The sequence below is a fragment of the Acetobacterium sp. K1/6 genome (assembly GCF_034438075.1).
GTDB classification, from domain to species: Bacteria; Bacillota; Clostridia; order Eubacteriales; family Eubacteriaceae; genus Acetobacterium; species Acetobacterium carbinolicum.
In genome coordinates this window covers 193,507-214,779 of the sequence record NZ_JAXQGA010000003.1, presented here as the reverse complement: position 1 = coordinate 214,779, position 21,273 = coordinate 193,507, and the positions used below count along the sequence as shown (strand labels likewise).

Here is a 21,273-nt window from a genome sequence, read left to right as displayed (position 1 = left end):
AAAATATGCCCATCAAAATACCCACCGACCTGCCCGCCAGTCAAATTTTAACCGATGAAAACATCTTTGTGATGGATTCCGACCGGGCCAGTCATCAGGATATCCGCCCACTTAAAATCGTAATCCTTAATTTAATGCCCACCAAAATCACCACCGAAACCCAGCTCCTGCGGTTATTGGGAAACACCCCGCTGCAAATCGAGGTAACCCTGCTGCAAACCAAAACCTATGCGAGCAAAAATACCTCTTCCGAACATTTAGGCTCTTTCTATTGTTACTTTGAGGAGATCCGGGAACAGCGTTTTGATGGACTGATTATCACTGGAGCCCCCATTGAAACCCTGGCGTTTGAAGCCGTGGATTATTGGGATGAGCTCACCGAAATTATGGAATGGAGTAAAACCAGTGTTTTTTCCACCCTGCATATCTGCTGGGGCGCTCAGGCCGGACTTTATTATCACTATGGCATTCAAAAGTACTTATTACCGCAAAAAGCCTTTGGCGTTTTTGAACACCATCTGGAACACCGCTATGTTAAACTCTTCCGGGGTTTTGATGACAGCTTCTATGTTCCCCACTCCCGACATACTGGGATTCACCGGGAACTCATTGATGCCCACCCAGATCTGGAGGTCATGGCATCGTCCATTGATGCCGGGGTTTATATTGCCACAGCTCAAAACGGCCGCCAGATTTTTGTTACCGGACATAGTGAATATGACCCGGAAACCTTAAAGGGTGAATATGACCGGGATGTTTCCCAGGGTAAACCGATTAATGTCCCCATCAACTATTACCCCAATGATGACCCCACAAAACCCCCGGTCGTGCGCTGGCGGGGCCATGCCAACCTGTTATTCAGTAACTGGCTGAATTACTACGTTTATCAGGAAACACCGTTTGAATTATCTGATGCCGCATTTTAAGGGTATTTTAAAAGCGCAGGATGGCCTGCGCTTTTTTTTATTTAACCGTGAATTCTGTTTTCGTGTCCGGATCTTCCCGGTCATCAATATAAATCTCCACCCCATAATACCCTGGTTTTGTTACCAGTTCTGCCGGAAGAATCCCCCATAGTGGTGCATCGCTGACGTCGCCGTTATTGATGGTAACGGAATCGACTTCCTGCCCTTCAAAAAACCAGATAAAAGTGATATTGGTATCATCCGGTGCGTTGTGCAGTTCTGCCGCCACGTACACATCGGTATTGACCGGAAACTCAGTGACTGTATCCGTGGGCATGGAGTTGTCGTCCACGCTTGTGGTCATCACAGCATTGCTAACCTTGGCAGTTGTTGCACTACAACTCGCCCCCATAAAAAGCACTGAAACCAAGATAATCGTTATTGCCAATAGAGATGGTGCTAATTTATTCTTTTTCATGACTTTTTCCTCCTGTATGATTATTTTTACACGAACAGCTAAAACATCCTGCTAAGCACAAAATTCCCCGTCTCTGCCCGATGACCTGACAGTCGCGTTTGCAACCGATTTCATTTTAGTTTTCCAGCGGCTTAGCCACTCTTTATAAAATCCCCGTATTTCGCTTAACCTCCTTTTTTTTCAAAGAGACATTCCAACCTATTTTTGTAATTATTTTACCACATTATTTAAAAAATAAACATGCCGTGGTCAGCTTTTGCAAACAAAAAACTCAAGTGGAAAATCACTTGAGTTTTTGCGGTTTTATTTATCCCGATCTTTTAACGCCTTCATCACGTCAAAATATCGATAGGTTATGGTTTCTATTAACGAAATAATATCATCCGCCGATTCCATCTCTTCCCGTTTCATAATCAGCGCATCAGCAATCAGCAGGGCCAGACGTCTGGCACAGTTCCGACTAACTGGATTTTTAAGCACATCAAAATCCGGCAGGGGCACAATTCCGCCCACTCGACTAACAATCTGACAACCGGTAAAACCACAAACCTCTTTGATATAGGTTCGTAGCAAATCATCCCGATATTCGGTATATTCCCGATACATGGGCTTGGCATCCTGATCCCAGCATGCACAATAAACCCGCTGATATGCTGTGATCAAGCCTTTTATATACCCCAGCATTTCCTGACGATAGGCTTTCCGGGACGCTTTAGTTCCTTCTTCATGGTGGAACCAGGCAATATATTCATAAACCAGATTTCCCAGAAGATAGCCGGTATCAGATGAGGATGGGCCCATAAAAGGGTATTCCATATCGATGATTTTCATCTCGTTGTCACCAATCATAATGTTGGAGGTGTGCAGATCGCCATGAACCAGACATTCGCTTTTCTTCATAAAAATACCCCGGAGTTTAAGCAGTTCAATCCGCAACTCCCGTTTTTCCCAGAGTAAATCACTCATGGCCAGATGGCTAGGATCTCCCGGTGGCAGATCCACTACACCTTCCTCAATAAAAGATTCCCGCAAAAACAGAATGGTTTCCATAATAACCCGCATCTCGGGATTCATAAATTTGCATTCCAAAACCTTATGATCAATTTGATCCAAGTAAATCTCAGAAGTATAAAAATTTGATTTAGCCAGGAATTCGCCCATCTGTTCTGGAAATTTAGGGAAAGACTTTCCCTTGATCAATTCAAAGCGCATAATCTTAAGCCGTCCGCAATCCTCATAAACAAAGAGATTATTCTCGGGATCGAGGTGATACATTTGGGGCAGATACTCGGGGGTAATGGCCGCTCTTAGTTTGATGATTTCGGATTCAAGCTGGTTGCGTTTGGCGGTCAGGGGAACCCCTTCGCCGAACGCCTTCAGGTAGGGTTTTGCCTGTTTGAGAATGACGGACTTTCCAGTTTCATCCCAGACCCGATAAATATGGTTGACAAAGCCATCGCCGTCGTCCTCGCCGCCGCCAACCTCATAAACCTCAAGTCTGGCACCAGCCGGAAAAATACCCGTGTATGCTTTTATATATTCAATGACTGTACAGGGTGTTAAATCTTTATCGGACATCTACTACCTCACAATTTTTAAACGGATTCAATATTTTACTATTTTATCACGACGAGCGATAGAAATAAATGAACTAATTATTTCACTAACGGGAATATTTTGTGCTCACCTAAAGGCTTAAGCGATCATAATCGTCAAAGGCTTTCTTCCGGGTTAGTAAAATTGAGAAGTGAATCCCGAAATATCGGGAGATCAGAATCGCACCCATAATCACAATCTGATAGACGATGGCGGTCATCGGCATCGAACCGCCGAGAATCTGACCGGTCATCATACCCGGCAAGGAGACCAGACCAATGGTTTCGGTGGAAGCAATAATCGGATTCATACAGGCGACGATGGCTTCTTTATACCAGGGCAGGGTGGATTCCCACTGATTGGCGGACAAAGCCAGCCGATAGTGGTACTGCCGTTCATTTTGTCTTAACCCGGTGTAAAAGGTATTGATGCCAATGATGTTTCCGCTTAAACTATTGCCCAAGAGCATCCCCATCAGAGGAATATAATATTGGGCATCGAAAATATTTGAAAGACCGATAACAAATTGATTAATAAAGAGAATCATCACCAGATTGGGAATGCCAAACCCAATTACAATCGGCAATAACTGATTTTTGATGGTCAATCCGCAGGTTTTAACGGTGGACAAGCCCGCCGCCCCGATCATAAACAAAACGTAGGCCGAATTAACCCAAAGGTTGTTAAATAAGAAGATGTACTGCAGAAAAAAACCTACCAGAACCAGTTGGATCGTCATTCGAAACAGGGAATATATAATCCGTTTATTCAGCCCGATCCCCAGTTTGTAATTGATAATGGCCATCGGTAAAACAAAGATCAGCAGATATAGAGGGGTGTAAAAAGGGATTTCCTGAACGCCCATTACCAACTTACCTCCCTTAGTCCCTGATTCTTATAAATATCATCGTGGGAAACCACTAAAATGGTTTTGTCATAACCGAGTACCAAGTCCACCATTTTTGTCTTGAGTTCCAGATCTAAGCCGGTGGTGATTTCATCCAAAATCCAGATATCCCGATCCAGAAGAATGCCTAAAATTAAAGCCAACCGCTGCCGTTCGCCGCCAGAAAGGGTATCGACATTTTTTTCGAGGGTATCTTTAGGCAGGGACATCGCATCAAGCCAGTAATTTTGCAATCGCTCAACATTATAACTTAGATGACGGTTTGCCTCAAATTTAAATACCTCTTCAAACACATCTCTGACAATTCCCTTGGGAATATCGGCATCCTGACTGACGTAGGAAATTTTGCTACGAATCTGATTCACCGTTATACCTGTCAGTTTGGTCTCATCAACTAAAATTTCGCCGCGATCAGGTGCCACAAATCCCAGCAGCATTTTTACCAGACTGGTCTTCCCCCGGCCCGAGGGAGCACAAAAAAGAACTTTTTCATGGCGCTCGATGGCCAGATTAAAACCGGAAAAAATCATCCGCTCATCGAATTTTAACTGAATATTTCGGAATTCCAGATAAGCCATCTTTCACCTCGTGTTTAAACTGTGTTACTATCAGGCTGATCGCCTTATCGCCAGGACACTTCCGCTTTTTTTCGGGGCACTGTTCTCTGGTATTTAACATCGGGATATCCCATAACCAGACAGGCAATCACCTCTTTGCTTTCATCAATACCCAAAAAGGCTTTGATTTTGGGATTGCCATAAGCTGCCCTCACAAAGAAACCACTGTAAAACATTCCCAATCCCTGGGCATGAGTCATCAATTCCATCGAGTTGGCCGCTAATCCTGCATTTATAGGCGTTTCAGAGACCACTAAAATCAAGCCCTTGGCTTTAAAAAAAAGGCTTGTGGGTAATTCGGGATCAGCCAAATAATCTTCATACATTTTCATCCAGCGTTTTGCATAATATTTAAATAATGTATTTTTGTTTTGTTTATCCTCTAAAATATTTTTTCCCAGTTTATTCAGCCCTTCAAGTCCCAGTCCGGTCAGCTTCCGTATCTCATCCTGAACCACAATATATGAAACATTCTGACTATTGCTACCCGTTGGGGTAAAATGTCCTGCTTCAATAATCTGCTCAATTTTTTCCTTCTCAATGGGTTGATCTGTAAACTGACGGACCGAACGTCTGAACTTAATATAATTCAGCAGGTTATCCGGTGTGATATCAAAGCTGTCGGTCTGATAATCTTTAACCTCTGCCATATCATAATCGCTGATACTCACCGCATCAACCGGGCAGATGGCAATGCAGTGTCCGCACTTTATGCATGTTCGATTCAGTGGCGCAGCCTTATCCTCTTTTAAAACAATATCATTGGGGAAACAATCCTCAACACATGCACCACAACCAACACATTTTTCCTGATCGATTTTTATCATTCTATCTTCCTTTCAATATCAAGTGAAATTTCAAATCAGCCTACTTACCGGTGATAAAGAAATACAGTAAGACGATCACGCCCAAGACAATACGGTACCAGCCAAATATTTTGAAGTCATGCTTTTTGATATAGGTCATTAAGAACTTAATTGCCACGACGGAAGTGATAAAGGCAGCGATCATCCCGATTAATAGGATCACCACTTCCCAGAGGGTAAAAGCAAAACCGAACTTAATCAGCTTTAAAAAGCTGATCCCAAACATTACCGGAACGGCCATAAAAAAAGTAAATTCTGCCGCCACCGTTCGGGATGTTCCCAAAATTATCCCGCCAAGAATCGTTACTCCGGAACGGGATGTCCCCGGTACAATCGATAAGGCCTGAAAAGCGCCAATCTGTAAGGCCTGTTTATAACTAAGCTCAGATAATTTGACCACTTCCGGCTTGCGTTTTTTATGATAGTTTTCAATGACAATAAATAAAACCCCGTATAGAACCAACATCGCCGAAACGGTAATGGAATTCATAAAGTAGGTATCAAACAGGCGATCCAGCAGTAAGTAGGCCAAAACTCCAGGAATACATGCCACTGCAATTTTCGACCACAGAATAACAGTGTTTTTTCTAATTATTATCTTTTTATTTTTAAACGTTATCGGCACCAGCTTATGCCAATAGATATAAACCACCGCTAAAATTGCACCTAATTGAATCACATACAAAAACATTTCGATAAATGGCTCTGACATATTTAGCTTTATAAAATCATCCACCAATATCATATGTCCGGTACTGCTAATCGGTAGCCACTCGGTGATACCTTCGACAATCCCCAGAAAGATTGCTTTTAAAATTTCCAAAAATCCCATTTTTCCCTCTCTTTTGTCTGTCGTTTTAAGTCGTTTGTCTCGGGAACGCATCATTGCGATTACATTTCAGTGAAACAATTAATCAACTCACATCACTAAGTTTACTTTTTTATCCGCAAATTGGCAATGTTTTTATGGGATTTCCCTATCAATTCCTTATAAATAGAGCGCAATCTTAAAAAAGTCAAAGAAAAAACATCCGGTGCTGTCAGTCCGAACAGCCCCGGACATTTAATTAGTTGCTTGGATCAAACACCGATCCCATAAAGACAATGGCGCCGGTTTCACTATCCGTTATCGCATAGAAAAAGGGTCGGTCAAAGTTAAGTTCAAAGTCATATGTTGGCATACTGGTGACGCCAACTTCCACCGAGGTCACGGCCGCCGCCTCAGTACCCGTTTCATCGACCTGAATAAAAGTTTTATGCTTAACGTCACTGATAAAAATGTCGGTCCCCGCGCCTTCTATCGCCATCCCCGAAAAATCTGCTTTCCCCGGTTCAAAAGCGATTCCCATGCCCAGATCTGATAATGACTGGTTCAATGATTGTTCATATTCCATAGTGAACTTCGGAAGCATCAGGCTACCCTCTTTTTCTTCAAAAAGACCGCTCCAACGGGCCCAGTTATCCTGACTCAGTTGCTTTTTAAATTCACTGAGGCTCGACTCTTCATTGGGTAAAAAAAGTAACATCGCCATCTGCTGCTCTTCACCATAGGGAAGCCGTAAAGCCTGAAAATCAGATGTTTTTAAATAGTCAAAGGAACCGCTCTGATACATTGTCGGCACCGTTACAGTCTGTCCATCAGCCTGTTTAAATGATTGATCCGTTGTCAACTCCTTCTCAAAGGGGCTGGTCCAGGCCCCCTTAAAATAAACGGCATTTATCAAAAACATGATGGTTTCAGGGGCAATCGGCGGGCTGACAATCTGATTGATGGTCCCCTTGGTTTGGCTTTTTACCCATGTATTAATTATATCGGCAGACTTGGGATCTGAGAAATCCAGCTTTTTTGCCTCTGCCTGATAATCATTTCCGACCGTCTTCAAAAATACTTCTGAAAAGTCAAAATCCTCAGTCATCCAGATGGAATTGGCAACGTTTAAGGTCACTTCGGGGTCTGCCTCCGTTAAAAAATAAATCAGGGCCCGATTGTTGCTATTTAGCTTTTCAATATCAATTCCCTGAATATTTAGCACCTCTGCCATGGCATCCCGGGTTGCTCCGGCGGCACCGTTATAGGCCATATTCAATGCCAGGGAGATGCTCACTGGTGAAATCATGCTGTTTTCATTTTTGGAAGTTAGATTTTTATAAAGCGCAAAACCAAAGTCATTGGTTTTTTCAACCATTGAGGTATCAAAAGAATTAAGCACATCCGTATCCGGCTTTGATATCACTGCTTTTTTACAACCCGAACCCAAGAATAATATCGCCGCCATACCAAAAACACCCACCAGAACAGCCAGTCTTCGTTTCATTTTAATCCCCTTTCATCTTCATGCCATTTTGTCCGATCGCAACACTTATTATTTATCGCCGGTCAGTTAAAAAAATTCAACACCGCCGGTTTCGATATCATATTTTCCTGAAATAAGCTTTACTTCTCCTTTACGGATAAGATCCCTTACCATTTCGCTTTCACTGATCCGGTAAAAACTATGTTCAATATTTAAATTCTCGCACTTATCAACATCTTTTTCGCCTGAAATGACAGGCATTATTTCATCTAATACTTTTTTAATGTTCCCAGTGCCATGCCCCTCCATCGCTGCTGCCACGGCCCCGCAGTGGTTATGACCCAACACTAAAACCACCGGTGTTCCCAAGTGTCCCACGGCGTATTCAATACTCCCTAATTCAAAATCACCGATCACATTTCCCGCCGTTCGAATGACAAAGAGCTCGCCAATCCCGGCCGCAAAAATGTGCTCAGGAGGAACTCGGGAATCTGAACAGGTGACAACCACAGCATAGGGGTTCTGACCATTTTTAGCCGGTGCGGTCTTAATCGTCTGATGACTATAACCACTTTCTTTTGCATCTAAAAACTTCTTATTACCACTAATCAATGCCTGTATTGCTGCTTCAATTTTATTTTCTTGCTTGTTTTTCAAGGTTTTACCTTCTTTCTTAAATTCTTAGCTTTGTGTTAGCACCTTTTCAATAAATACACTGGCCACTTGCGGATCAAATTGAGTCCCGGCGCATTTTCTTATTTCTGCCACCGCTTCTTCCACGCTGAGTCCCTTTCGATAGGCCCGGTCACAGGTCATCGCATCGAAGGCATCCGCTACACCAATGATTCTTGCCTGAACAGAAATTTCCTCGCCTGCCAACCGTTTCGGGTAGCCTTTTCCATCCCACCGCTCCTGATGCTCCAGGACATATCTTGCCAATTCTGAAAATTCACTGGAGGAACTTAAAATCCGATAGCCGATCTCCGGATGGCGTTGAATTTTTTTCCACTCATCTGGATCTAATCCCCCCGGCTTATTGAGTATTTTCTCGTCAATCCCCATTTTACCGATATCGTGGATTAAACCGGCGGTCTTTACCTGGCTGACATCATCCGGGTCAAAATTCATTTTCAAAGCAATTTTTTCGCAGATTTCGCTCACTCTTTTGGAGTGCAACATCTCCCGACTGCTTTTTTCATAAAGGGTATTCATAATTAAATCGATGGTCTTATTCTTTATACTGGCACTTTCATATAGCTTATGTCGATACATATTGTCTTCGGCATTTTTTAACACATCCTGGATATTTTTATTCGCTTCGGTTTTCGTTTCATATCCAAATGAAATGGAAAATTTTATGGCCCCAATCGACTCCTGCCGGGCTGCGGTTCGCATCCGTTTGACAATCCTGGCTGTCTGGATCTGATCTGTTTTTGGCAGCAGAATAATGAATTCATCCCCACTGAGCCGGGCGACCACATCCTGATCCCGACATTCATTTAAAATTACCTCCGCAACTTTTTTAAGGAGCTCATCACCCAGCGCATGTCCAAAGGACTCGTTCACCAGCTTTAGTCCGTTCACATCGGAAATAACCAGACTCAACGGCAGGTTATCTTCGGTATCAATGGTCACTAATGCTTCTTCGTAATAGCGGCGGTTGAAGACTCCGGTGAGATAGTCGTGATCACTTAAATAACGGATTCGCTCTTCGGTCTGTTTCCGTTTGCTAATATCAGAAATAATGACGGCCACCTGTTGCGGTTCGGGACAATAGGCTACCATTTCAAAATACTTATTAAACTGATGAAAATACTTTTCAAAACAGACCGATGCGCCGGTTTTTATCACTTGTGCACATTTGCTAACCATAAACGCTTTTGACTCCGGGATGATCTCAGTCAGGGTTTTCCCGAGAATGTCCTGGCTCTTTAAACTGGTCAATCGCTCAAAGCTTTCATTCACATACAAAATCCTACAATCCTCAGGTTCCCCGTCCTCGTCAAGCAAAACTTCATGGACGATCAGGCCTTGTTCCATTTGGGTGATCAGCCGGCGATTTTTCTCTTCGCTGAGCTTGAGACTTTCTAACAGTTCAATGGTTTGAGAATGCGCTTTTTCTAATTCAGCGGTTTTTTCCGCTACCATCCGTGCCAACCGACCTTGTTCATCCTGCTTATGGCGATTGGCCGTTTTAATTTTTACCATCGCTCTGATTTGGGCTGTAAGTTCCGATTCATCAATCGGTTTTGCTAAAAATGCTTCTGCCCCGGATTCAAGGGCCAGAATCCGATGCTCCCGATCGCCTTTTACCGCCGTTACAAAAACAACCGGGATTTCCTTGGTGCTTTTTTCAGCCTTTAGTTTTTGACAAACCTCAAATCCATCCATCCCCGGCATGACAACATCCAGTAAGATTACATCCGGATCTTCTTGTGCCGCAATCATAATCCCCTCCATACCGGAAGTGGCTGTTAGTACCTGGGCCTCTGGAAAAGCTTCTCGAATCAGTGCTCGCAGGGTAATCAAATTGTCCTGATTATCATCGACTGCTAAAAATTTTGATCGTTTATCTGCCATAAAGCACCTCCTGAATGACTTTTAAGAACTCCCGTTCAATGATCGGTTTAGGAATAAAGGCATCAAACCCCTGGGCTAAAATCCCTTCTCTTTCCTGAGTCATGGCACTGGCAGTCAGTGCAATAACCGGCGTATGTTCCAGCCCCGGCGACGATCGAATGGTCTTAAATGCCTGGATACCATCAATTCCCGGAAGGGCAATATCCATCAGAATCAAGTCGGGCCGATATTGTTTTGCCAACGCGATGCTTGTTGGACCGTCTGTCGCCTCCAACACCCTGAAATGATCGCTTAGCAACGCCTTTACCGTGATCATATTATCGGGATTATCTTCCACCGCCAGTACCAATGGTTTTAACTTATTTGTTCGCGTCACAAATTGCTTTACCTTTTTTTCGTCAGTTTCCGGATAAAGCATCGAAGCGATAGCTTTTTTTAGTTCTTCTCGGTTGACATCACCTTTTTGAATTAACTGGTGAATATTATTTTTTGTCAGAAATTTAAGCTCGTCTTTGGTGATATGCTTGGCCGTGAGTATCAATACCGGAATATAGGCGGTCGGTTCCGACGCTCTTATGGTGTTTAGCAAATCAAACCCATCAATTTCAGGCATCATTAAATCCAGAACGATGGCATCAGGAATAATCGCTTCCATAATTTTCAGAGCTTCTTTTGCATCGCTGGCCACTTGAATGGTATACCCGCTATCTTCTAGTAAATCTCTAATCTGAATAACTGCCGGTTCACTGTCTTCAACAATCAGCAAGGTTTTAGCCATTGAATTCGCTGACACTTTACTTGACAATTGCGGCACCGCTATTTCTCGTGGCAGCCTGGCTCGATCTTTTTTAAATTCTTCTTCAATTACTTTGTTTTCCGGCGAATAATGAACAGGCAGTGAAAGGATAAATTCCGACCCCTGGTTCTCGACACTTTTTACGCTGATTGTTCCACCTAGTAAGTTAGCATATTTTTTAGCAATCGCCAGTCCCAGTCCAGTTCCTCCAAATTTACGCGAGGTGCTGCCATCGGCCTGTCTGAATTCATCAAAAATAAAGGGCAGATAATTTTCGTCGATCCCGATACCGGTATCTCTGACGCGAATTTCTAAGTGCTCCCCGTTCTGGCCCATGGCCAACAATACCTCACCTTTTTCTGTGAACTTAACCGCATTGCTGGCCAGATTTTCCAGAATATGACGACATTTATCGCGATCGCTATTGATATAAACGGCAGTGTCGCTTACACCACTTCGACACGTCACATTTTTCTCACTGGCCTGGGGCACCAGCATTTCCACCACCTCATTAATCAATTGATTTATATTAAAGGTCGTAATCTCAATTTCTTCCCGACCGGCTTCGATCCGGGAAATATCCAAGATGTCATTAATCAAAGCCAGGAGGTTTTTACCATTTCGTTCAATGACCTCCAGGTAACTGTACTCTTCTTCTGGTATTTCATTTTTAAGGCGACGATTTAAAATCCCCGAAAGGGCAATCACTGAATTAAGGGGTGTCCGCAATTCGTGGCTCATATTGGATAAAAAGTTAGTCTTAAGCTGATTGGCTTCATTGAGCTCTTTTTTCTGCATTTCCAGTTCAATATTCTGATGGATCAGTTCCACCGACTGCTCTTCCATTTCGTTCTTCTGGGCATCCAGTTCCCGGTTTTGCTGCTCCAGCTTGTGTGAAAATTCTTTAATGGTTCGGTAAGCCAGAATTCCTTCAATCCGGGCACTCATGGTACTGATGGTTTTTTCAATAAAACCAATCGCTTTTTGATTGTATTTGCCAATCGCCGCCAGGGATACCACCGCAATAACTTCCTTGCCAAAAACAATCGGAATCGTAATGATTTCCCGGGGAATAAACTTTCCACTGACGGTGTAAAAAGCAAAGCGTGAATCTTCCGGGATATCTTTAATATGGGTGTAATGGCCACTGGCAAGCGACGCACCAAATTCACCTTCCAGAGTATCCCCACTAAATTTTTCTCTGCCCTTTTGGTCCAAGCCAATCGATTCAAAATATTCAAACTGGTGGTTATCGCTATTTAGCAGATAAACCGCTGCAACCTGAGAACCCGTGTATCGGGAAAGGATATTTAATGTCTTTCTGAAGAATTTTCTGGCATCATCTTCACCTAGCATAACCTCAATAAAGTTTGCTGCTTTTTCATTGAGCTCCATATTTTTTTGAATATCATCTGCAAGGGTGTTAAATGATTCCGATAACATGCCAAATTCGTTGTGATGATCGTAACAGCTTCGAGCATTATGATTGCCATTATGAAATTCATCCGTCACCCGGGTCAACTCATTTAATGGTTCCTGAATGATCCTAAGAATGACAAAACTAACCAGCACCGAAAAGACAACAATGATAAGGACAACCAAAACTAATTGCATGATGATCCGATCTGATAAGTCAATGGCACCCTGATATAAGGTATCCGCCTTGTTATTTGCAAAATTCTCGACAACTTTCATTTTCTCAATGAGTGTTGCCCGATAATTGCCAACCTTTTCCCCCGGTAGCAACTTCTTTTTTGCCGTTTCTAAATCCCCCGCTAGCGCTTGTTCGACAATCTCCACCCGGGCGGTTTCCCAATTAATATAGGCCTTATATGCCTCATCGACATCCTCCTGCGGTCCTAAATAAAGTTCGCGCAACACGTCAAACTGTAACTGGATATCGGCATCGTGCTGTTCCATCAATACGATGGTACTTTCTCGATCTTCCTGAGTATCAACAAGAATTAAGTCTCTGACACCCACCCGCATGTTTAGAATATCTGCGTTTAGTCGGTCAATTGCTTTGGTCACATGAAAGGGATGATTATACATGGTCTCGGCCTGATTAACAATGGCATTAGTCTGAACATAACCTAAAATTCCCAATAATATAACAAAAAAAAGAATGATTGAAAAACCAATAATGAGCTGTGTTTTTACCTTTAAATTTCTTATGTTCATCTTCTCTCCCTGAACCTATTTGAAATGCCGTAATTTCCAAAAAACAGGAACACTTGAAGACAACATCTTTAAGTCCTCGTCCTTTCCCATAAAAATCGACTCTGCTTCACCAGTGATGAGAAAGCCTCCTTCGGCTAAAGAACGCTTTAATTTCCCGACAATCGATCGTCTCACCGCCGTTTTATAATAAAAAAGAAGATTACAGCAGAAAATAATATCAAAATCACCAAAAATGCTATCCGGTGGATTACTGGAATGGGAATCCAGCAAATCGTACTCTGAAAAGTCAATCTTATCTTTTAATCCGGGTATAACGCCATAGGCTTCGCCCCTTTTCATAAAATAACTTTTTAAGTGTTTCATCCGAATATTTGACACTTCATCCTCATTATAAATCCCGGCTTTGGCAATGCTTATCGCTTCTCTGGAAAGATCGGTAGCAAAAATTCGGAACCGCATCGGTTTTTTTGCGGTACGAATCAACTCTTCCAGTAGGATTGCGATGGAGTAGGCTTCCTGACCAGTAGAACAACCGGCCGACCACACCCTTAGTTCGCCATTTTCAGGTTTCCGGCTTAGTAGTTGGGGTAAAACCAGCTGCTCCAACACCGCAAAGGTCAAAGAATTTCTGAAAAATTGACTATAGGTGATCTGAAACGATGCCATTAAGCGTTCCGCTTCATCACCGTTTTCCTGTAGGTACAAAGGGTAGTCCGATTGGTTAACATTGATGCCCGCCATTCGCCGCTTTAAGGTTTTTACCAGAAAGGCCTCCTCATAGATGCTCAGATCTTTTGCATACGTTGCTTTCATAATCCGAATCATCTCAAAAACAGAGTCGTCAGTGTGCGTTTCCATTTCCTATCTCCCTTATTCATCCTGATTATTGCCACGATTTGCCGACGACTCTAACGGAACTTCTCTAAACGCACCACTTCAACCAGTATTTTTGCCACCAGCGGATCAAAATGAGTTCCGGCACAGCGTTTGATTTCTGCAATTGCGGCTTCATGAATCAGCCCTTTTCGATAGGTTCGATCACTGGTCATGGCGTCGAAGGAATCTGCTACCGCCACAATTCTTCCCTGTAACGAAATTTCTTCACCCTTTAAACCTTTGGGATAGCCATTTCCATCCCATCGCTCATGATGTTCCAAAATACAATTTGCCATTTCCGAAAATTCATTGACTGAACTGAGAATTCGGTATCCAATTTCCGGGTGCCGTTTTATTTCTTTCCATTCTTCAGCGTTAAGGGCTCCCGGCTTATTCAATATCTTTTCGTCAATCCCCATTTTGCCAATATCATGAATCAGTCCCGCTGTTCGGATCTGATTAATTTCATCCTGATCCAGTTTCATCCGCATGCCAATTTTTTCACAAATGAGGCCCACCCGGTTAGAATGCATCATTTCCCGGTTGCTTTTTTCATATAGGGTGTTCATAATCAGTTCAATCGTTTTGCTGCGCATGCTGGCACTTTCGTAAAGTTTATGCCGATACATATCATCCTCGGCATTTTTAAGCACTTGCTGGATATTTTCTTCTTTTCTGGTTTTTGTTTTGCTACCAAAAGCAATCGAAAGTTTCAAGCCACCTATTTTTTCTCTGGACGCCAATGTTTCCAAACGTTTAATCACCAGAGCCGCTGTTTCAGCGTCAGTTTTAGTCAAAATAATAACAAATTCATCGCCACCCAATCTGGCAATTACGTCCTTGTCACGACAACCACTTTTAATCACATTGGACGCCTTCTGCAGAAGTTCATCGCCTACCGCGTGACCAAAAGAATCATTGATCATTTTCAAGCCATTGACATCGGCCATCACCAGAGTCAATGGATAGTTTTCATCAATATCCAGTTTGACCAGCACCTCTTCATAAAAGCGTCGGTTAAACAGACCGGTCAGATAATCATGATAGCTCAGATAGCGGATCTCCTCCTCGGTTTTTCTGATCCGGGTAATGTCCTGGATGGTTCCAAAAACGCCAACATGATTTTTATTTTCATCAAATTGGGGGATCATCCTTAGATTTGCAACACTTTCCTCTCCATCTTGCCTGATGATCCGAAAGACAAAATCGGCAGCGGATTTTTCTAACATCACCTTTTTAATACTTTCCAGTACAGAAGGAATGTCGTCTGGATGAACCAGCCTGATTAACTGTTCTTTTGTCCTGATTTGCTCCTCTGAGTGGATTCCGAAGATATTTAAAACTTCCTCCGAATAACCGATTTCCCCGCTTTTCAAGTGATACTCATAACTCCCTAAACGCGCCAACTTTTGAGCTTCAACCAGAGCTTTTTCGCTTTTTTTCCTGGCTTCATTTTCCTTTTCCAGCGATTTAAGGAGTTTCAGCGTTCGGGCATGGGCCGCCTTTAATGCCGCATTTTGTTTTCTGACCCGGTTATCAAGCCGCTTTTTTTCGTTACGTTTACGAAGATTGGCCCGTCTGATCTTTTCCATTGCCCTAATTTGAGAAATCAGTTCCTGCTCATCAAAGGGTTTGGATAAAAACCCTTCCCCTCCGCATTCCAGCGCCAGAATTCGATGTTCCTTATCGCCCCGGGAAGCCGTCACAAAAACCACCGGGATATCTGCCAGATCGGGTCTGGCTTTTAATTGTCGACAGACGTCAAAGCCATCCATTTCCGGCATAATAATATCCATGAAAATAACATCCGGATCTTCCGATGCCGCCATATCAAATCCCGCCTTGCCACCAAAAGCCGCTAAAACCCGGACTTCCGGAAATGCATCCTGTATCAGAGCTTTTAAGACAATCACATTATCCCGGTTGTCATCAATCACTAAAATCTTTAATTGCCTCGTATCCACCTGTCACCTCAAGAAATTCAATTTTTAATTTCGACGCTTTAATTATTGCCACTCCACTCGGTTTTTGCCTTTTTCTTTGGCCCGACTCCGGGCCACATGGGCTCTGGAAATCAGGGTTGCCGGCAACAAGTCCTGACGATAGGTTGATACCCCAAAACTCGACGTTAGCTTTAAAACGGTCTCAAAATTGGTGTTTTCAACAATGGTGCGAATCTTTTCCGCCAGGGTTACGGCCCCTTTTTTATCGGTATCGGGTAGAATAATCAGAAATTCTTCACCACTCCATCTGCCAACAACATCTGTCACCCGGATATTTTGTTTCAGGATATCGGCAATTGCCACCAGTACTTTATCTCCGACCGGATTTCCATAGGTATCATTAATCTGTCTGAGCGAATCCACATCCACCAGGACGATTGAAAAAGGGGCCCTGGTCCGTTCAGAACGTTCCAGTTCGCATTGGAGAAACGCATCAAGTTTAGGACGATTAAACACCTGAGTCAATTTATCCTTGATTGATAACTGTTTAATTTCAGCTTCTAAACGTTTAATTTCGGTAATATCCCGAATTACACTCAGAATATGAGGTGTCCCCTCGATGTTAATCGCCTGAGCCGAAACCAGGCCGACAAACATTTCATCATTTACATCCTTAACCATGATCTCCATATTTTCGCTGATACCCGTTCGTTTTAATTCTGCAACTAATTGCTCTCTCTTATCCAATTCGAAATACAAATCAGAAATATTTACCGACTCATCAAAAATTGTCTTTCCCCGGGTCTTGATCAACTTTAAAAAGGCCTGATTATAGGTCAATAGCTTGCCCTCATCCATGGTCGTAATAATGGTCGGGTCAGGAAACAAGTCAAAGATCATTTCAAAGTGTTTTTTGCAGTTGTTTCGAATCTCCCGCGCTGCGTTATCAAGTTCAATAAAGTCCGGATCATCTCCGTATTTTTCTAAAAAACCATCATCCGGTTTTTCTTCCGATACAATATTCCTTAGATACACAACCAATTCTTTGATTTCGACAGTTAGCATAATCTTTCCTACACCACTTTCTCATTTATTATTTAAGCCTTACTTAAAAACAATCCACTTTATTTTTTCAAATAATTACATAATAGTAGGAGTCCAACAGGTAGGTCTGGTCGTACTTAACAGTCATTTTCCACAAATTTTTCTTTACCTTTTTAATCGAAGCCTCCCCTTTCTCATATTGATCCAACAATTTTAAAAAATACTTCTTTTCACTGGGCAATGCCAGGGTTCTGAAATATCCCCAAATGTGCTGGGCCACGTTAATGGAGTTTCCAATCGTCGTTTCTTTCTGGAAAGAGGTTTCAATAAGATTATAAAACTCGATGCAGGGGTAACGCTCTTTGTTATTAAGTAGTTTTCTAATCTCCAGATAGTCAAGCGGGGACCGTTCCAGCACGGCATATTTATACTTGCTCCACTCATGTTCTAATTGATTTATTTCTTTTTCCCCGATTGTGCAATTGATACATTTTATGGCCGACAGATTTTTATCTTTGACTTCCAGCATGATGTCCAGATCTCTGTCCTTTATCGCTTCATAGAACGCCATAAACGCTGTTATCGCTATTGTTTTAGAGTGGGAACCGGTTTTTTTTTCGGGATTTTGTTGGGAATAATGAATCTTCTGATTGCCATCCTGACTTTTCCAGGTGGTTTTACAAATATCGATCCAATACGTGTCCGGCTGATTTGTATCACAGGGATTCACCTTATGATGGAGGTTATCAAAGACAACCGGAATATCCAGTGCTTTCCCAATGATTACAACATCACTGATGGTGTAGGATTTATCATCATTTTCAATGACCAGTCGTTTCTTGACAGTTTCATCCAAGCCATCATAATTTTTTAGAAATCGTTTGATCGCCTGTTTCTTATCATTATAAACCCCACCTACGTGGAGGATAATTTTATTCTCCGGCCCCAGCCCAAGGCTGTCCATAATCCGGGCGTGATAATTAAGGTCGGCAATGGCGTTAGACACGATCTTTTCATCGGGTGAATTTAAAACGGTGTATTGTCCCGGATGCATGGAAACCCGCATCCCGCTTTTGGCTATTTTCTTTGCGATCTTTTTTAACTGCTTTTCAAATACTTCCCACCAGATGATCCGGTTAACCGGATTTGATCCAAAGGGGATCAGGGATGAACTGATTCTAAATAATTCAACCCGGTTATTAATATTGTAGTCAATCATATTTTCCAGTGCATTTAAATTATGCTTGATCAACTCCGTCAATTTTTCATCGGTAACATTTTTAAGCAAGCACGTTTTAAGTTCAGTATTGGGTACTCCCACCGTTAAACATGCGTATCCTATCCTCATAACAACCTTCTTTCCTATCGACCATTTATTCACAGATGACCTGATCACCAAAGTTTTTAGCCGCAGCATAAAACTGATCCAACATGCCCTGCTGTTGCGCAGGCAAAATCGGTTTGATAATACTATTGTAAATGATTTTTTCATTATATCAGAAATGAATCTTAATATGAAGCGAATTGGGTGTAAAATCAATGATATCGGCGTTAATTTTACACAAAAAAGAGCCTGATTCCAGACTCCTTCAGCTTATCTTACCATTATCGACGGGATTAATTTAGTTGTCTTAACTCACACTTCTTAAAACCAGTCTATTTAAAAGTTCTCACCCAGAACTTTTTCCACAAAGATGCGTGTCACTGCCGGATCAAACTGCGTGCCGGCATTTCTTTTTAACTCACTGACCGCTTCTGTTAGGGTTAGCCCTTTGCGATACGTTCGATCACCAGTCATTGCATCGTAGGCGTCTGCCACCCCAATAATCCGTGCCTGAATCGATATTTCCTCTCGCTTTAATTTTTTAGGATAACCCTTCCCATCCCAGCGTTCATGATGTTGGTACACATACTTGGACATTTCTGAAAATTCATTGGAAGAACTCAGAATCCGATAGCCAATTTCCGGATGACGTTGCATTTCCTGCCACTCCTCAAAGTCCAGATGACCAAGCTTATTCAATATCCTCTCATCAATTCCCATTTTTCCAATATCATGCATCAAACCGGCTGTGCCAATCAGATTGACTGCATCCTTGCTGAGGTTCATCTCAACAGCAATCGATCTGCAGAGTTCGCTTACTCGCCTCGAATGAAGCATTTCGCGGCTGCTCTTTTCATAGAGGGTATTCATAATCAGCTCAATGGTTTTATTCTTGATGCTGGCACTTTCATAAAGCTTATGCCGATACATATCATCTTCTGCCCGTTTAAAAATATCCTGGATATCCTGGTCTTCCATTTCCTTGATTTCATACCCAAACGAAATGGAAATCTCAAACGCACCGATTTTTTGATTGGCGGTTTTAGCTTTCAGATCATTGATGATATCAACGGCCTGAAAAATATCGGTCCGCGGCAGAATCACGATAAATTCATCTCCTCCTAACCTGGCGACAATATTGTTTTCAGGAATCGCTTCTTTTATCAACCGGGCCGACTTTTTTAAGAGCTCATCTCCCATGACATGGCCAAACGAATCATTAATCAGCTTTAGTCCATTGACATCTGCCATGATCAGGGTGATTGGTAAATTTTCTGGCATGTCCAACCGTTTTAGTTCTTCTTCATAAAACCGCCGGTTATAGAGGCTGGTCAGATAATCATGATAACTGAGGTAACGAATTTCTTTCTCCGCCTGTATTCGATCGGTAACATCCGAGATAATCACGGCAAACTGTTTAAACCGGGGCGAATAGGCAACCATTTCAAAATATTTATCCACATATTTATCATAATGTTCAAATGTAATTGGTTGGCCGGTCATCGCCACCTGACCGAATTTTTTTATCCATTTTTTATCCATCTCCGGTTTTATCTCCAGCGCTGTTTTTCCGATGATTTCCTGGCGCTTCAAGCCTACCAGCTTTTCATAACTATCATTGGCATCAAGGTATAAAAAATCAACCGGACTTCCGGACTTATCAAAGAGCACCTCATGCACTGCCAACCCCTGAGACATTTGGGTAATTAATAAGCGGTGACGTTCTTCACTTTCTTTTAAAGCAAGTTCAGTCTGGTGCCGTTCGGTAAAATCGACCAGCATATAGCTTACCAGTTTTCGCTTGGTATCAAAATTGTTCTTATTGACATAGAGCCATCGGTCATCCTTGCCGATTTTTATTTTTACCGGTTTTCGTTTGTGATCGCCCTGATCAAGAATCGCTAAGATTTCTGCGATATTTTCCTTTTTTTTCTCATAAAAAAGGCTAGCAACGGAGTTCATACAAATAATCTCACGGTCGGAATTTATCAGAAATGCGACCTCCCCAAGATTCCAAAACGTTTGTTTCCAACGATTTATTTCTAACTCAAACAGATCGTTTTTAACCTCATCCACCCCGATCATGGCTAGAATCACCAGAATCACCACGGGGGTGGGGTCAACGTATTTATCAAGGCCAATCAGAATCACCAGCACTGCAAGCCAGGAGATCTGAGTGGTCAAAAGGACAAAGCGATAGCTTTTTATCAGGTTTCGGGAGGTTGATTTTTTGATTGCCATCATCAATGCCATCATTGTAAAGACGATAAAAATAGTATAATAACCCAAAATCAGATAATAACCGATGTTTTTTGAGGTACTGGCGACCGAAAAACCATTGACCTTTATCAGTTCCACCCAGTTAAAAGCCAACTGATGAAGGGGATTGGTGATATAAATGGTCCACAGAAAGCAAGATACAGCAGCTAATAAAAACTTAATCTTCCCCGGTATTTTCTTTTTCACAAATTGAGCAACAAATAATATCCCAAATGTTGGAATAAAAATCACACCCAGGTTGGCAAAATTTCTGGCAAAAATCATCATTTCGATTGTTTGAGAATTAAGTGAAAGAAAATAGCCCAATGCATAAATTGCTGCAGCAAACATCAGGGCGGAAAAATAATTAAACTGTCCATCCACTTTTTGTTTTAAGAGTTTGATTCCCACAAAAATATAAATGACAGCAATAATTGGCAACGAAAAGACGATGGTATTTAGCAAAACGTTTTGAAGATTCATACACTTCCTCATTCCAGAGCGCAACGGGTCAATTCTTCACACTCACAGATCAACCCATCCCAGGACAAATTAATTATTTTTGGCTAAAAAGACATCATACCAGACAAAGGTTAAAGAAACCTTT

Annotated in this window: 16 protein-coding genes; 1 reads left to right on the top strand and 15 read right to left on the bottom strand. The window is 42.2% G+C overall.

Annotated elements, in window-relative coordinates:
- The first annotated feature begins 5 nt into the window (after window positions 1–5).
- Window positions 6–926 (top strand): homoserine O-acetyltransferase MetA, encoded by a 921-nt coding sequence (metA, locus tag U2P91_RS04060; protein ID WP_322519094.1) that lies wholly within the window; start codon window positions 6–8, stop codon window positions 924–926.
- 37 nt (window positions 927–963) lie between these two features.
- On the opposite strand, the gene U2P91_RS04055 is transcribed toward metA, so the two are convergent.
- From U2P91_RS04055 to U2P91_RS03985, 15 genes are all read right to left on the bottom strand, one after another.
- Complete coding sequence (locus U2P91_RS04055; RefSeq protein WP_111888862.1) at window positions 964–1,383, bottom strand: hypothetical protein; 420 nt, start codon at window positions 1,381–1,383, stop codon at window positions 964–966.
- Between the two features lie 303 nt (window positions 1,384–1,686).
- A complete protein-coding gene (gene mtnK / locus U2P91_RS04050) occupies window positions 1,687–2,961 on the bottom strand; it encodes an S-methyl-5-thioribose kinase (protein WP_322519093.1) in 1,275 nt (424 codons plus the stop codon).
- A 109-nt stretch (window positions 2,962–3,070) separates the two neighbouring features.
- The gene (locus U2P91_RS04045; RefSeq protein WP_111888860.1) at window positions 3,071–3,844 is read right to left on the bottom strand and encodes an ABC transporter permease; all 774 of its coding nucleotides are present in this window, start codon (window positions 3,842–3,844) and stop codon (window positions 3,071–3,073) included.
- The gene (locus U2P91_RS04040; RefSeq protein WP_322519092.1) at window positions 3,844–4,464 is read right to left on the bottom strand and encodes an ABC transporter ATP-binding protein; all 621 of its coding nucleotides are present in this window, start codon (window positions 4,462–4,464) and stop codon (window positions 3,844–3,846) included. The genes U2P91_RS04045 and U2P91_RS04040 overlap by 1 nt, the downstream gene beginning before the upstream one ends.
- Before the next feature lie 44 nt (window positions 4,465–4,508).
- Complete coding sequence (locus U2P91_RS04035; RefSeq protein ID WP_322519091.1) at window positions 4,509–5,330, bottom strand: nitroreductase family protein; 822 nt, start codon at window positions 5,328–5,330, stop codon at window positions 4,509–4,511.
- Between the two features lie 40 nt (window positions 5,331–5,370).
- Window positions 5,371–6,201, bottom strand: a complete 831-nt coding sequence (locus tag U2P91_RS04030; RefSeq protein WP_111888857.1) for an undecaprenyl-diphosphate phosphatase — start codon at window positions 6,199–6,201, stop codon at window positions 5,371–5,373.
- A gap of 235 nt (window positions 6,202–6,436) precedes the next feature.
- A complete protein-coding gene (locus tag U2P91_RS04025; protein WP_322519090.1) occupies window positions 6,437–7,684 on the bottom strand; it encodes a serpin family protein in 1,248 nt (415 codons plus the stop codon).
- 66 nt (window positions 7,685–7,750) lie between these two features.
- A complete protein-coding gene (locus U2P91_RS04020) occupies window positions 7,751–8,320 on the bottom strand; it encodes a carbonic anhydrase (RefSeq protein ID WP_322519089.1) in 570 nt (189 codons plus the stop codon).
- A gap of 24 nt (window positions 8,321–8,344) precedes the next feature.
- Entirely contained in the window at window positions 8,345–10,243 is a 1,899-nt protein-coding gene (locus tag U2P91_RS04015; protein ID WP_322519088.1) for an HD domain-containing protein, read from the bottom strand.
- Entirely contained in the window at window positions 10,233–13,220 is a 2,988-nt protein-coding gene (locus U2P91_RS04010) for a response regulator (RefSeq protein ID WP_322519087.1), read from the bottom strand. Before U2P91_RS04010 ends, U2P91_RS04015 begins: the two co-directional genes overlap by 11 nt.
- Window positions 13,221–13,235: 15 nt before the next feature.
- Window positions 13,236–14,078, bottom strand: a complete 843-nt coding sequence (locus U2P91_RS04005; protein WP_322519086.1) for a CheR family methyltransferase — start codon at window positions 14,076–14,078, stop codon at window positions 13,236–13,238.
- Window positions 14,079–14,128: 50 nt separating this feature from the next.
- Window positions 14,129–16,060 (bottom strand): HD domain-containing protein, encoded by a 1,932-nt coding sequence (locus U2P91_RS04000; RefSeq protein WP_322519085.1) that lies wholly within the window; start codon window positions 16,058–16,060, stop codon window positions 14,129–14,131.
- A gap of 42 nt (window positions 16,061–16,102) precedes the next feature.
- The gene (locus U2P91_RS03995) at window positions 16,103–17,104 is read right to left on the bottom strand and encodes a sensor domain-containing diguanylate cyclase (protein WP_322519084.1); all 1,002 of its coding nucleotides are present in this window, start codon (window positions 17,102–17,104) and stop codon (window positions 16,103–16,105) included.
- Between the two features lie 67 nt (window positions 17,105–17,171).
- Window positions 17,172–18,431, bottom strand: coding sequence for a UV DNA damage repair endonuclease UvsE (uvsE, locus tag U2P91_RS03990; RefSeq protein ID WP_322519083.1), 1,260 nt, complete (start codon window positions 18,429–18,431; stop codon window positions 17,172–17,174).
- A 312-nt stretch (window positions 18,432–18,743) separates the two neighbouring features.
- A complete protein-coding gene (locus tag U2P91_RS03985; RefSeq protein ID WP_322519082.1) occupies window positions 18,744–21,149 on the bottom strand; it encodes an HD domain-containing phosphohydrolase in 2,406 nt (801 codons plus the stop codon).
- Window positions 21,150–21,273: the final 124 nt, after the last annotated feature.